The following is a 13,080-nucleotide window of genomic DNA, read 5'->3' as shown; positions in this document are numbered from 1 at the left end:
GTTTTTTATTGCCGGTTACGGCTTATTCGCGAAACAGTGCTTCAATGTTGAGGCCCTGAGTCTGCAGGATTTCACGCAGACGGCGCAGACCTTCAACCTGAATCTGACGGACGCGCTCACGGGTCAACCCGATCTCACGGCCCACATCTTCCAGCGTTGCCGCTTCATAGCCTAACAGGCCGAAACGACGCGCCAGCACTTCACGCTGCTTGGCATTCAATTCAAACAACCACTTAACGATGCTTTGTTTCATATCATCGTCCTGCGTGGTGTCTTCCGGGCCGTTGTCTTTTTCATCGGCCAGGATATCCAGCAGCGCTTTTTCGGAATCTCCACCCAGCGGTGTGTCAACCGAGGTAATACGCTCGTTGAGACGCAGCATACGGCTTACATCATCAACCGGCTTGTCTAACTGCTCGGCAATCTCTTCAGCACTCGGCTCATGGTCAAGCTTATGCGAAAGTTCGCGCGCGGTACGCAGATAAACATTCAACTCTTTAACGATGTGGATCGGCAGACGAATAGTACGGGTTTGATTCATGATCGCCCGTTCAATAGTCTGACGAATCCACCAGGTGGCATAGGTTGAGAAACGGAACCCACGTTCTGGGTCAAACTTCTCCACGGCACGAATCAGGCCGAGATTACCCTCTTCAATCAGATCCAGCAGTGCCAGACCACGATTGCTATAACGACGGGCAATTTTCACCACCAGGCGTAAATTACTTTCAATCATGCGGCGGCGAGAAGGAATGTCACCACGTAGTGCACGACGAGCGAAGAACACTTCTTCTTCTGCTGTCAGTAGTGGAGAGTAACCGATCTCACCAAGGTAAAGCTGCGTCGCATCCAAAACGCGTTGCGTCGCACCCTGTGACAACAGCTCTTCTTCAGCTACTTCGTTATCACCAGGTTCGTTCTCAACGAGAGCCTTCTCATCAAAAACCTCAGCTCCGTTCTCCTCGAATTCCGCATCTTCATGTAACTCGTTAACTTTCAGCGTATTCTGGTTCATAAGCGGCTCCTACCCGTGATCCAAGGGCAGAACACCTAAGGTTCTGCCGGATTATCGCTGCGGTAAATAACGCAACGGGTTTACGGATTTCCCCTTGTAACGAATTTCAAAATGTAATCTTACCGAACTGGTTCCGGTACTACCCATGGTAGCGATTTTTTGCCCCGCCTTAACTTCCTGTTGTTCCCGGACCAGCATGGAATCGTTATGGGCGTAAGCACTCAGATAATCATCATTGTGTTTGATGATGATTAAATTACCGTACCCACGGAGCGCGTTGCCTGCGTATACCACCCTTCCTGAAGCAGTGGCGACAACAGGTTGTCCACGCGAACCGGCGATATCGATCCCTTTGTTTCCGCCTTCCGCAGCGGAGAAGTTATCGATGATCTTCCCATCAGTCGGCCAACGCCAGCTTCCCACTGGGGTTGTGCTGTTAGTCGTGCTGCTGACTGTAGGTGGTGCGGTAACCGGAGCTGTGGTCGTTGCCACATTATTTGCCCCTTTCGACGGCAGCATTTTACCGCCTGTCGAACCCGAATCATCAGAATACGTAATAACAGGTTGCTGTGCAACAGGGGCCGATTTAATTTGCGTTTGGTTGGATGCCACCGGCACGCCGCCCTGTGTCGCATCCGCTGCGGTTATCGCATTGCCACCGGTGATGGTCTGGCCATTACCGTTGCCAACCTGCAGGACTTGCCCCGCTTCCAGGCCATACGGGGCCGGGACGTTATTGCGTTGCGCCAGATCGCGGAAGTCATTGCCGGTAATCCAGGCAATGTAGAACAGGGTATCTCCACGTTTAACGGTGTAAGTCTCACCACCGTAACTACCTTTAGGAATATTCCCATAATTACGGTTGTACACGATACGACCATTTTGCGTGACAACATTATTATTGCCACTAACCATTCCCCCGGAGGGTGCAGCTGATGGTGTACCGCCGCTTAACATTCCGCCGTGTGGCATAGCTGGCACGGTGCTATTCTGCGATGAGAGCATGCCACCGCTGCTCGGTGAGGAGGTCGTGCCGCCGCCAGAGGACATAATACCGCTGTCGCCACCGCCGCCAATCTGGCTAATCGGAGCCTGCGTGTTGTCGCCTGAGCTACAACCCGCCAGCCAAAAACCTACCAGTGAAAGTGCCGCCAAACGGCGTAATTGAAATACTGTGCTTCCCGTGCTCATTGATCCCCCGTTATGGCAATCCTGGATGTAACTGTGTCGTGGTTGTGACCGCATTATTCACTGCGCAACAGGCGGAATACGGTCTTTCACATTGATTAACAAGGATAGTAACAATATCAACTGCGCCATGCCATGTAACAGTTGTGAAGATTTACGTAGCAATGGCTCAGGCCAGATCGCCCTGAACTAACGGCACAAAGCGGACGGGTTCGATGATTTCTTCAATTAATTCACCACCCTGACGACGCAAACGCTTTAAAACCTGCTGATCTTCGCCGACTGGCAGCACCATTTTGCCACCCTCACCTAATTGCGCTATCAGCGCAGTCGGAATTTCAGGGGGTGCAGCGGTGACAATGATGGCATCAAACGGGCCACGTGCGGCCCAACCTTGCCAACCGTCACCATGACGAGTCGAAATATTGTGCAGGTCGAGTTGTTTCAGGCGACGCTTAGCCTGCCATTGCAACCCTTTAATGCGTTCAACGGAATAAACGTGATTGACCAGATGGGCCAGAATAGCGGTCTGATAGCCTGAACCGGTGCCGATTTCCAGCACGCGCGATTCCGGGTTCAGTTCAAGTAACGCGGTCATCCGCGCTACCATGTAGGGCTGTGAAATGGTCTGCCCACTGCCAATCGGCAGCGCAACGTTTTCCCAGGCTTTATGCTCAAACGCCTCATCGATAAAGCGTTCACGCGGGACATCAGCGATGGCTTTTAACAGGTGCTCATCGTGAATGCCCTGCGCACGCAGTTGCTCTAACAGCGTTTCGATGCGCCGGTTCACCATGCGAGATTTACCTCAGCCTCGATCAACCAGTCGCTTAATACTTCCTGCGCCGCATGTGCCGTAAGATCGACATGCAATGCCGTCAGCGACACGTAACCTGCATCTACCGCAGCGAAATCGGTGTCGGGGCCCGCATCCAGTTTGTCCCCCGGCGGGCCAATCCAGTACAGGGTATGGCCGCGCGGATCTTCCGTGCAAATCACCTGATCGGCCGGATGGCGGCTGCCACAACGCGTCACACGGAAACCTTTGATTTCCGCTAGCGGTAGATCAGGCACATTGATGTTCAGGATACGCCCGGTGCGCAGCGGTGCGCGGGACAACGCACGCAGCAGCGTGCAGGTCACCGCCGCAGCGGTGGCATAGTGTTGATGGCCGTTGAGTGAAACCGCCAGCGCAGGCAGTCCAAGATGGCGTCCTTCCATCGCAGCGGCCACGGTGCCAGAGTAAATCACGTCATCACCCAGATTGGGGCCAGCGTTGATGCCTGAAACCACAATGTCCGGACGCGGTTGCATCAGTTTGTTAACCCCAAGAAACACGCAATCCGTTGGCGTGCCCATCTGTACAGCGATGTCACCATTCTCATGGGTAAAAGTCCGCAGCGGGGTTTCTAACGTCAGAGAATTTGATGCGCCACTTCGATTGCGATCGGGCGCGACAACCTGCACCTCCGCAAACTCACGCAGTGCGCGAGCCAGCGTCTGAATGCCGGGGGCATGAATTCCATCGTCGTTGCTGAGCAATATCCGCATCTGTTCCTGACCTTTGTTCATTCAACGGGTCCTCAACTCGCCTGGCATCCGCTGTTGGGGTGCCGCACAAACAAGATTTGGCGAGACGAAGATGTTTGCATTCTAGCGGTGAGGCGCGGGAAGTGGTAGGCGTAAATCACGGAACTTCCGGCGTTTGCCGCAACATTATGCAGCCGGAGCAGATATTTACCCGGCGTTGAGGCCGGGTAAAGTGGGGTTATTCATCGCTGATAGGCGCAGCGGCACCGTTACTCAGCAGTTCGCGCACCACGCTGGTGGCGAAACTCCCGGCTGGCAGCCAGAACTGCATCTCTAGCGTGACGTCATCCCACCAGTTCCAGCGCAGATCTTTTGGCACCACCAGCATGGCGCGGCGTGCCGCATCAACGCGCTCACGCTCCAGCAGCGCCAGCAAATCCGCAGCCGGTGCCAGATTAGCCTGCTCAAAGGCCAGCGCGTCACCCTGAGGGCCCAGATCACCTCGCCCTGCGAGAGGCGCGGTGATGCGCAGTTCATGATGATTCACACGCTGCTGCAATTCCGCCAGCTCTTCCGCCTGCGCCACAAACCAACTGCCGCGACCGGCCAGCTGCAGTGCATCACCCGCTTGTACCTGATCCAACACGCCATCACGCTGCAAACGCGCACTGGTGACCTGATTAAACAGTTGGCTGCGCGCAGCAGACAGCAAAATACCTTTCATGCTGCGATCGCGCGGGCGGAACTTATCTTCTGCCCACAATTTTGCCTGCGTCAGGTTATTGCCGCCGCGGCCAAAGCGTTGTTCACCAAAGTAGTTAGGCACGCCGCTTTGCTGGATATGCTGCAAGCGCGCTTCCACTTCCGCGCGATCCGAAATCTGACGCACAACCAAACGGAACGCATTCCCCGCCAGCGCGCCAGTGCGCAATTTGCGCTTATGGCGGATCACCTGCAGAATTTCCACGCCTTCCAGCTGGAAACCGGCCAAATTCGGCATCGCGTTACCCGGCACGCGGAAACACAGCGTCTGCTCAGTCACCGCATGGCGGTCTTTCATCCCGGCATAGCTCATATCACGTTGATGCACGCCGAGGAATTTCGCGATAGCTTCGGCGACAAAGCGTGTATTGCAGCCTATCTTGCGGATGCGCACCAGCACCTGCTCGCCTTCGCCATCATAGGGATAGCCGAGGTCTTCAATTACCACGAAATCTTCGGGATTGGCCTTGATCACGCCGGTGGCGCTCGGAACGCCGTGCAGGTAAAGCAGTTCACTCATACTTAATCGGCCTTCACCAGCAGCGCCACGGCTTCACAGGCAATGCCTTCGCCACGGCCGGTAAAGCCAAGCTTCTCAGTCGTGGTCGCTTTGACGTTGACATCATCCATATGGCAACCGAGATCTTCAGCGATGTTGACGCGCATCTGCGGCACATGCGGCAGCATTTTCGGCGCTTGCGCGATGATGGTCACGTCGACATTACCAATGCGATAACCTTTCTGCTGAATACGACGCCAGGCTTCACGCAGCAAGCCACGGCTGTCCGCCCCTTTGAAGGCGGGATCGGTGTCCGGGAACAGCTTGCCGATATCGCCCATCGCCATCGCGCCGAGCAGTGCATCCGTTAATGCATGCAGTGCCACATCGCCATCTGAATGGGCAATAAAACCGTGTTCGAAGGGAATACGCACCCCGCCAATCACTAACGGACCTTCGCCGCCAAAAGCGTGAACGTCAAAACCGTGACCGATACGCATCATGCGCTCTCCTTTAACTGAATCTGGGTGAGATAGAAGGCCGCCAGCGCCAGGTCTTCTGGCCGCGTCACCTTAATGTTGTCGCTGCGTCCGCTGACGAGCTCTGGATGATAGCCGCAGTATTCCAGCGCCGACGCTTCATCGGTAATGGTAGCGCCTTCATGGAGTGCACGCGTTAAACACGCCGTCAGCAGTTGATGCGGGAAAAATTGTGGCGTGAGTGCGTGCCAGAGATCTTCGCGTTCAACGGTATGCGCAATCGCCGTTTTACGAGGTTCAGCACGCTTCATGGTGTCACGCACCGGTGCCGCCAGAATCGCACCCACTTTGCTGTGCTCACGAACTGCCAGCAGGCGTGCCAGATCATCCGGGTGCAAGCATGGCCGCGCGGCATCGTGCACCAGTACCCATTCGCTATGCTTAATCGCCTGCAAACCTGCCAGCACCGACTCAGCACGCGTGTCGCCACCCGTCACGCGCAGCACGCGTGCATCCTGCGCCAGTGGCAGCGAATCAAACCAGCCATCATCAGGACTGATGGGCACGATCACTTGCTTAACGGCTGGATGAGCCAGCAAGCGCGCAACGCTGTGTTCAAGAAGGGTAAATTGACCAATGGTCAGATACTGTTTTGGGCAGGCAGCCTGCATACGGCTGCCCACGCCTGCGGCAGGCACCACGGCAATCACATCCGCAAGGGAAGAGAGGTTGTTCATGGTTTATCGTTGTTGATTTTGCGCAGCTTGTTGCGCGTTACGTTTATTCTGGTCTGGCACCAGACGATAGAAAGTCTCACCGGGCTTGATCATACCCAGTTCATTACGTGCACGTTCCTCAATTGCTTCTGAACCGCCATTGAGGTCATCAATTTCGGCAAACAACTGATCGTTACGTGCTTTGAGTTTGGCGTTATTCGCCTGTTGCGACGCGACGTCTTCATTGACGCGCGTATAGTCATGAATACCGTTCTTACCCAGCCACAAGGAATATTGGAGCCATCCCAGCAGCACGAGCAACAGTAACGTCAGTTTTCCCATCCCCGCCCCCTGAAAAACGGCCTAATCATCCCATAACTTCGCACAGGACTCCACAGCGACAGCGAAAATGCCAGCAGCAGACGATTGTCTGTACAAAAAACGGCAAGGCTAAAAGCGGGACGGCAGGTAAAGTTTTGTAACCTGCCGATGCGTTTGCACATCAGGATCGGACTACCAACCCGAGAGAAATGAGAACAGCAACCAGAACAGGCACACCACCACGATGGCGGTGATCACCCCACTCCAGAACAGGCGTCCGCGAATCATTAAGCTCAGTACGATACCAATCAGCACCGATACCGGTAGCAGCGCCAAAAAGAACGGCCAGGTGTAGAGGAAGAAGAATAGCGTGTTGGAACCGTAGAGCATGAACGGAATCGCCAGCGCGCACCAGTACGAGAGAAAGCCAATCACGCCGCCCGGCAGTGATGAGCGGGACTCATCCGGGGTGCGTTCATCTTTGCGTGCCAGCATGGGGGTAACGTTCTGCATAGAGATCCTGTTGACGCTAAAAAGCGGCAAACCAATCGAGATTTGCCGCTGTCGGTTCAGGATCTGATGATATCGCGGTGACGCAGGAGGTCTAACAATTGGGCGGTCAAGTTTGTAACTAATTGTTCGCCATCAAGATGGATTTCAGGCGCGTCTGGCGCCTCATAAACGCTGTCGATACCGGTAAAATTAAGCAGCTCACCGGCGCGCGCTTTTTTATACAAACCTTTGGGGTCACGCGCTTCACACACGGCCAGCGGCGTATCGACAAACACTTCGACAAACTGCCCGGTGCCGAGCAAATCACGCACCATCTGACGCTCCGTGCGATGCGGCGAAATAAAGGCAGTTAAAACCACTAAACCGGCATCCACCATCAGTTTCGCCACTTCTCCCACGCGCCGGATGTTCTCTTTGCGATCGTCATCGCTGAAGCCGAGGTCACGGCACAGGCCGTGACGCACGTTATCGCCATCCAGCAGATAGGTGCTGACGCCCGCGCGATGCAGCGCCTGCTCCAGCGCACCGGCCACCGTGGATTTACCCGAGCCTGATAGCCCAGTAAACCACAGCACCACGCCCTGATGGCCGTGCTGCTGTTCCCGTTCTTCACGGGTGACCGGATGATCGTGCCACACCACGTTTTCGTCGTGTTGGGCCATTACTTGCCACCCAGCAGATCGCGTGCATTCCAGTGTGGGAAGTGACGACGCACCAGCGCATTCAACTCCAGCTCGAATTCACTGAACTGGCCAGCCTGCCCACGCACATCACTCAGCGGCTGATTGATCATCCCCGCACCGACCGTGACATTGCTCAGGCGATCGATAAAGATCATGCCGCCTGTGACCGGGTTCTGGCGATAGGCATCCAGTACCATCGGCTCATCAAACGTGATCTCGACTAAGCCGATGCCGTTCAGCGGCAGACTTTCCACCGCACGTTTCTCCAGCGTGTTGATCTCCACCTGATGAATGATCTTTTCCACGCGGCCACGCGCTTTCTTACCGGCGATCTTCACTTCATAGCTCTGACCCGGCTGCAGCGGCTGTTCTGCCATCCACACCACGTCAACAGTGGCAGACTGCACCGCCTGCAACTCTGCAGCCGCATCCACCAGCAGATCGCCACGGCTGATGTCGATCTCATCTTTCAGCACCAGCGTAATCGCTTCACCCGCTGCGGCTTCCTGCAGATCGCCATCGAAAGTGACGATACGTGAAACCGAAGACTCGACGCCTGAAGGCAACACTTTCACGCGCTGTCCGACCTGCACCGTACCGGAGGCCAGCGTACCGGCATAACCACGGAAATCGAGGTTTGGACGGTTCACATACTGCACCGGGAAGCGCATCGGCTGATGATCCACCACGCGGTTCAGCTCCACGGTTTCCAGCACGTCGAGCAGCGTAGGGCCGCTGTACCATGGCATGGTCACACTTGGCGTCGCCACGTTATCGCCTTCCAGCGCAGACATCGGCACAAAACGAATATCCAGATCTTCAGGGAGCTGGCCAGCAAAATCGAGGTAAGACTGTTTGATCTGTTCAAACGTCTCCTGTTTATACTCCACCAAATCCATCTTGTTGATGGCGACCACCAGGTGTTTGATACCCAGCAGCGTAGAGATAAAGCTGTGACGACGCGTCTGATCCAGCACGCCTTTACGCGCATCGATCAGCAGAATCGCCAGATCACAAGTGGATGCGCCGGTCGCCATGTTGCGGGTGTACTGCTCGTGTCCCGGCGTGTCGGCGATGATAAATTTGCGCTTCTCGGTGGAGAAGTAGCGATATGCCACGTCGATGGTGATGCCCTGCTCACGCTCGGCCTGCAAGCCATCCACCAGCAGCGCCAGATCGAGTTTCTCGCCCTGGGTGCCATGACGCTTGCTGTCGTTGTGCAGCGAAGAGAGCTGATCTTCATAAATCTGACGGGTATCGTGCAGCAGGCGACCAATCAGCGTACTTTTGCCGTCGTCGACGCTACCGCAGGTCAGGAAACGCAGCAGGCTTTTGTGTTGTTGCGCGGTCAGCCAGGCTTCTACGCCGCCCTGATCGGCAATCTGTTGTGCAATTACGGTATTCATCTGCGTCTCCTTAGAAATAACCCTGACGTTTCTTCATTTCCATCGAACCGGCCTGGTCGCGGTCAATCACACGGCCCTGGCGTTCACTGGTGGTGGAGACCAGCATCTCTTCAATAATTTCCGGCAGCGTTTGCGCTTCGGATTCCACCGCACCGGTCAGCGGCCAGCAGCCGAGGGTACGGAAACGCACCATGCGCTGTTTGATCACTTCGCCAGGCTGCAGATCAATGCGATCGTCATCAATCATCATCAGCATGCCATCACGCTCCAGCACCGGACGCGGTGCCGCAAGGTACAGCGGAACGATCTCGATGTTTTCCAGGAAGATGTACTGCCAGATATCCAGCTCGGTCCAGTTGGAGAGCGGGAACACGCGGATGCTTTCGCCTTTGTTGATCTGACCGTTGTAGTTATGCCACAGCTCAGGACGCTGATTTTTCGGATCCCAACGATGGAAACGGTCACGGAACGAGTAAATACGCTCTTTGGCGCGTGACTTCTCTTCGTCACGACGCGCACCACCGAAAGCGGCATCAAACCCGTACTTATTCAGCGCCTGCTTCAGGCCCTCGGTTTTCATGATGTCGGTATGTTTGGCGCTACCGTGGACGAACGGGTTGATGCCCATCGCCACGCCTTCCGGGTTGCGGTGAACCAGCAGTTCCGCGCCCATGTTTTTCACGGTACGATCGCGAAACTCGTACATTTCACGGAATTTCCAGCCGGTATCAACGTGCAGCAGCGGAAATGGCAGCGTGCCAGGATAGAAGGCCTTACGCGCCAGATGCAGCATTACCGAGGAGTCTTTACCGATGGAGTACATCATCACCGGATTGCTGAACTCGGCCGCCACCTCGCGGATGATATGGATACTCTCTGCCTCCAGCTGGCGCAGATGAGTAAGACGATTTTGGTCCATAATTTTTCCTCAAGCCAAATTGACAACGGCGGACTCACGAGCCCCCTGCTGTGCCGAATGTTGGAACCAGGCTAATTGCCCGTGCAAATTCACCACTTCCCCCACCACAATCAGGGCCGGTGTGGGCGCGGCAACCGCCAGCGCCTCAAGCTGATCTAAGGTACCGGTCAGCACTTGTTGATTCTGACGCGTGCCGCAGCCAATGACGGCTACTGGCGTTGATGCCGCGCGTCCATGTTTGATAAGGCCCGCCGCAATTTCTGCCGCTTTCAACGTGCCCATATAAATTGCCAGGGTCTGACGCGCACGCGCCAGCGTCGGCCAGTCAATGCCCTCGCTATCACTGCGTAAGTGGCCGGTGACAAACAGCACGCTCTGCGCGTGATCGCGATGGGTTAACGGAATCCCGGCATAAGCAGTGGCTCCCGCTGCCGCAGTAATGCCCGGCACCACCTGGAAAGGAATGCCCGCCGCTTTCGCCGCCTGCAGCTCTTCGCCGCCGCGACCGAAGATGAACGGATCGCCGCCTTTCAGACGCACCACGCGTTTACCCTGCTGCGCCAGCTCAACCAGCATCGCATTGGTCTCTTCCTGGGATACGGAGTGTGCTCCAGCACGCTTGCCGACGCAGATGCGGTCAGCATCACGGCGCACCAGCTCCAGCACTTCGTCACTCACCAGATGGTCATACAGCACCACATCCGCCAGCTGCATCACCTGCAGGCCACGTAACGTCAGTAAACCGCTGTCACCTGGACCCGCGCCCACCAGGGTGATTTCACCCTGATTGTCGCTGCTGTTCTCTAACTCGCGATCCAGCGTGCGGCGCGCTTCGTTGACGTTGCCGGCTGACATCTGGCTGGCGAACAAACCGTTAAATGCCCGCTCCCAAAAACGACGACGTTCCGACATGCTGTGATAGCGCTGTTTAACTTTGTCACGCCACTGTCCTGCCACTTCAGCCATCTGACCGAGATTGGCAGGTAACAGCGACTCAATTTTTTCACGTAATAAGCGGGCCAGCACTGGCGCCGTACCACTAGAGGAGATCGCCACCACCAAGGGGGAGCGGTCGACAATAGAGGGGAAGATAAAACTGCACTTGGGCTGATCGTCGACAACGTTGACCAGCTTGTGGCGGGCATTGGCGGCGTCAAAGACTTGCGCATTGAGCGCGTTATCGTCAGTGGCAGCGATGACTAAAAAGACGCCATCCAGCTGAACCGGATCGAAGTGATGTGCAATCCACTCGATGGCGTCGATTTCCAGCAGCGCCTGCAACTCATGGCCAAGGTCGCGCGCCGCTACCCGCACGCGCGCACCGGCACGTCGCAGCAGTTCGATTTTACGCGCCGCGATTTCACCACCGCCAACAACCAGCACTGGACGGTTTTTGAGATCGGCAAAGAGAGGCAGATAATCCACGTTAACCTTGTTAGTTTTACAATAAGTTAACGCGACTATACTTTCCCACCTTCTGGCAGATGAAATTACGAATTGGCATTAGTAGTTACCGAATGGAATAACGCCCCAGGATTGCTGATAACAATTTGTGCTTAACAGATGATATTGCTGGTGTTTCGGAGCAATTCAAATTGTGCAATCGCGGTCACAGTTTCATACTAATCCAGAATTTTTTTAGCCTGACGGGATGTCACAAAAGGACCTTAACTATGTTTGCCACCCTCCGCCGCACCGTGCTGGCTGCACTGATCGCGGGCGGTTTGCCTCTCTTTGCCCAAGCCGCAACCTATGCGCCGGGGCATTTTGCCGAACAGCAGCTGCGCCATATCGCCACCTATTTCCCTGGCCGTATGAGCGGCAGCCCTGCTGAGCTGATGACGGCCGATTATCTGCAACAGCAATTCACCGAGCTGGGTTACAAGAGTAATACCCGCCAGTTCAATACCAGCTACAACTGGTTAGAGCGCAAGGGTGAAACCCGCGCACGTAAAGTCTCCGCCACGTCGGTGATCGCCGCGCGCAGCGGTGCGGTGCCGCAAGAGATCCTGATCGTCACGCATCTCGACACCTGGACGCCACTCAGCCGTCATGAAGCGGATAACAATCTGGGCGGCCTGCGTTTACAAGGTGTGGACGACAATGCTTCTGGCCTTGGCGTAATGCTGGAGCTGGCGCAACAGCTGAGTAAAACCCCACTGCATTATGGCGTGCGCTTTGTCGCGCTTAGCGCTGGTGAAGCCGGGCTGCACGGGATGGATGACTACCTGTCGCGGATGAGTGCGCAGGAGAAAAAGAACACGCTGCTGGTGATTGATCTCAACAGTCTGATCGTCGGCGATCACCTCTATTTTAACAGTGGCGCCAATACGCCCTCAGCGGTACGCAAGCAGACCAGCGCGCGCGCCGTGCAGCTCGCGCATCGCTACGGTATTTCCGCCGCCAGCCACACGCTGACGGCACGCGACTATCCGGGCGTGAATCCGTTTGATAAAGCCGGCATGCCGCTGCTGGATGTCACCGCCGCCAACTGGGCGCTGGGTAATAAAGATGGACAGCAGCAACGGGCGCACAGCAGCCACTTCCCGGAGGGCAACGTACGCCATCAAACCGACCGGGATAACCTCAATTATCTGGATCGCTGGCTACCGGGCCGGATTACGCAACGCACGCGTGATAGCGTGAAGATCTTACTGCCGCTGGTCACTGAGCTGGCTAACCCAACAACTTAAGGATTTGCGATGTACGTGGTGTATCTCAACTATTTCCGTCCGGCAGAAGAAGCCGATGCGCTGCTGGCGCCACACATTGAGTGGCTGGATCGTTACTTTGACAGTGGTGACTTCATTGCCGCAGGCCGTAAAGATCCGCGCACTGGCGGTATGGTGCTGGTGAAGGAGATGGATCGCGCCCGTTTGGATACTATCCTCGCGGAAGATCCCTTTGTCGCGGTGGCGCATTATGACGTGACCAAAGTGAACGTGACGCGTGCAGCGGAGGCGTTTGAAGGGTTAAAAGGGATTTAAAGGACAATTGGGAAGCGGCACGATTTATCGTGCACCTGTCAGCGTTAGAGGCGCTGCAGGGA

The 13,080-nt window shown here is 55.8% G+C and carries 15 protein-coding genes; 2 read left to right on the top strand and 13 right to left on the bottom strand.

Translation table 11 applies throughout. The annotated features are described in order from the left end of the window. Window positions 1-22: 22 nt before the first annotated feature. From rpoS to cysG, 13 genes are all read right to left on the bottom strand, one after another. Window positions 23-1,015 carry an RNA polymerase sigma factor RpoS gene (rpoS, locus tag F3J37_RS08315; RefSeq protein WP_034822992.1) on the bottom strand — a complete coding sequence of 331 codons (993 nt, stop codon included), beginning with the start codon at window positions 1,013-1,015 and terminating at the stop codon, window positions 23-25. Between the two features lie 51 nt (window positions 1,016-1,066). Next, a complete protein-coding gene (nlpD, locus tag F3J37_RS08310; RefSeq protein WP_166932954.1) occupies window positions 1,067-2,206 on the bottom strand; it encodes a murein hydrolase activator NlpD in 1,140 nt (379 codons plus the stop codon). A 166-nt stretch (window positions 2,207-2,372) separates the two neighbouring features. Continuing rightward, entirely contained in the window at window positions 2,373-2,999 is a 627-nt protein-coding gene (locus F3J37_RS08305) for a protein-L-isoaspartate(D-aspartate) O-methyltransferase (protein ID WP_058961492.1), read from the bottom strand. Continuing rightward, window positions 2,993-3,754 (bottom strand): 5'/3'-nucleotidase SurE, encoded by a 762-nt coding sequence (gene surE, locus F3J37_RS08300; protein WP_097118184.1) that lies wholly within the window; start codon window positions 3,752-3,754, stop codon window positions 2,993-2,995. Before surE ends, F3J37_RS08305 begins: the two co-directional genes overlap by 7 nt. A gap of 217 nt (window positions 3,755-3,971) precedes the next feature. Further along, window positions 3,972-5,015 carry a tRNA pseudouridine(13) synthase TruD gene (gene truD / locus F3J37_RS08295; RefSeq protein ID WP_166932952.1) on the bottom strand — a complete coding sequence of 348 codons (1,044 nt, stop codon included), beginning with the start codon at window positions 5,013-5,015 and terminating at the stop codon, window positions 3,972-3,974. Between the two features lie 2 nt (window positions 5,016-5,017). Continuing rightward, window positions 5,018-5,494, bottom strand: coding sequence for a 2-C-methyl-D-erythritol 2,4-cyclodiphosphate synthase (ispF, locus tag F3J37_RS08290; protein ID WP_166932984.1), 477 nt, complete (start codon window positions 5,492-5,494; stop codon window positions 5,018-5,020). Next, entirely contained in the window at window positions 5,494-6,210 is a 717-nt protein-coding gene (ispD, locus tag F3J37_RS08285; RefSeq protein ID WP_166932950.1) for a 2-C-methyl-D-erythritol 4-phosphate cytidylyltransferase, read from the bottom strand. The genes ispF and ispD overlap by 1 nt, the downstream gene beginning before the upstream one ends. A 3-nt stretch (window positions 6,211-6,213) precedes the next feature. Beyond that, window positions 6,214-6,531: a cell division protein FtsB gene (ftsB, locus tag F3J37_RS08280; RefSeq protein ID WP_007893240.1), complete on the bottom strand. Its 318-nt coding sequence runs from the start codon at window positions 6,529-6,531 to the stop codon at window positions 6,214-6,216. 171 nt (window positions 6,532-6,702) lie between these two features. Continuing rightward, window positions 6,703-7,023, bottom strand: coding sequence for a DUF3561 family protein (locus F3J37_RS08275; RefSeq protein ID WP_058961495.1), 321 nt, complete (start codon window positions 7,021-7,023; stop codon window positions 6,703-6,705). Window positions 7,024-7,079: 56 nt separating this feature from the next. Continuing rightward, window positions 7,080-7,685 carry an adenylyl-sulfate kinase gene (gene cysC / locus F3J37_RS08270; protein ID WP_166932948.1) on the bottom strand — a complete coding sequence of 202 codons (606 nt, stop codon included), beginning with the start codon at window positions 7,683-7,685 and terminating at the stop codon, window positions 7,080-7,082. Next, a complete protein-coding gene (gene cysN, locus F3J37_RS08265) occupies window positions 7,685-9,112 on the bottom strand; it encodes a sulfate adenylyltransferase subunit CysN (protein ID WP_166932946.1) in 1,428 nt (475 codons plus the stop codon). The genes cysC and cysN overlap by 1 nt, the downstream gene beginning before the upstream one ends. Before the next feature lie 10 nt (window positions 9,113-9,122). Further along, a complete protein-coding gene (cysD, locus tag F3J37_RS08260) occupies window positions 9,123-10,031 on the bottom strand; it encodes a sulfate adenylyltransferase subunit CysD (protein WP_034823008.1) in 909 nt (302 codons plus the stop codon). Between the two features lie 9 nt (window positions 10,032-10,040). Beyond that, complete coding sequence (gene cysG / locus F3J37_RS08255; protein WP_097117961.1) at window positions 10,041-11,456, bottom strand: siroheme synthase CysG; 1,416 nt, start codon at window positions 11,454-11,456, stop codon at window positions 10,041-10,043. Between the two features lie 248 nt (window positions 11,457-11,704). Between cysG and F3J37_RS08250 the strand changes: the two genes are divergently transcribed. Both F3J37_RS08250 and F3J37_RS08245 read left to right on the top strand, forming a co-directional pair. Further along, window positions 11,705-12,724 (top strand): aminopeptidase, encoded by a 1,020-nt coding sequence (locus F3J37_RS08250; protein ID WP_058961499.1) that lies wholly within the window; start codon window positions 11,705-11,707, stop codon window positions 12,722-12,724. Between the two features lie 9 nt (window positions 12,725-12,733). Then, window positions 12,734-13,018: a YciI family protein gene (locus F3J37_RS08245; RefSeq protein WP_038645154.1), complete on the top strand. Its 285-nt coding sequence runs from the start codon at window positions 12,734-12,736 to the stop codon at window positions 13,016-13,018. The last annotated feature ends 62 nt before the right edge of the window (window positions 13,019-13,080 follow it).

Origin of the sequence: Candidatus Pantoea communis (genome assembly GCF_011752685.1) — a bacterium.
Classification (GTDB): Bacteria; Pseudomonadota; Gammaproteobacteria; order Enterobacterales; family Enterobacteriaceae; genus Pantoea; species Pantoea communis.
Note: the sequence above shows the minus strand (reverse complement) of the source record. Positions and strands in the feature narration are given on the sequence as shown.

Coding starts and splice junctions, on each gene's coding strand:
- rpoS (WP_034822992.1), bottom strand. CDS start 1,015: ATGAACCAGAATACGCTGAAAGTTAACGAGTTACATGAAGATGCGGAA.
- nlpD (WP_166932954.1), bottom strand. CDS start 2,206: ATGAGCACGGGAAGCACAGTATTTCAATTACGCCGTTTGGCGGCACTT.
- F3J37_RS08305 (WP_058961492.1), bottom strand. CDS start 2,999: ATGGTGAACCGGCGCATCGAAACGCTGTTAGAGCAACTGCGTGCGCAG.
- surE (WP_097118184.1), bottom strand. CDS start 3,754: ATGCGGATATTGCTCAGCAACGACGATGGAATTCATGCCCCCGGCATT.
- truD (WP_166932952.1), bottom strand. CDS start 5,015: ATGAGTGAACTGCTTTACCTGCACGGCGTTCCGAGCGCCACCGGCGTG.
- ispF (WP_166932984.1), bottom strand. CDS start 5,494: ATGCGTATCGGTCACGGTTTTGACGTTCACGCTTTTGGCGGCGAAGGT.
- ispD (WP_166932950.1), bottom strand. CDS start 6,210: ATGAACAACCTCTCTTCCCTTGCGGATGTGATTGCCGTGGTGCCTGCC.
- ftsB (WP_007893240.1), bottom strand. CDS start 6,531: ATGGGAAAACTGACGTTACTGTTGCTCGTGCTGCTGGGATGGCTCCAA.
- F3J37_RS08275 (WP_058961495.1), bottom strand. CDS start 7,023: ATGCAGAACGTTACCCCCATGCTGGCACGCAAAGATGAACGCACCCCG.
- cysC (WP_166932948.1), bottom strand. CDS start 7,685: ATGGCCCAACACGACGAAAACGTGGTGTGGCACGATCATCCGGTCACC.
- cysN (WP_166932946.1), bottom strand. CDS start 9,112: ATGAATACCGTAATTGCACAACAGATTGCCGATCAGGGCGGCGTAGAA.
- cysD (WP_034823008.1), bottom strand. CDS start 10,031: ATGGACCAAAATCGTCTTACTCATCTGCGCCAGCTGGAGGCAGAGAGT.
- F3J37_RS08250 (WP_058961499.1), top strand. CDS start 11,705: ATGTTTGCCACCCTCCGCCGCACCGTGCTGGCTGCACTGATCGCGGGC.
- F3J37_RS08245 (WP_038645154.1), top strand. CDS start 12,734: ATGTACGTGGTGTATCTCAACTATTTCCGTCCGGCAGAAGAAGCCGAT.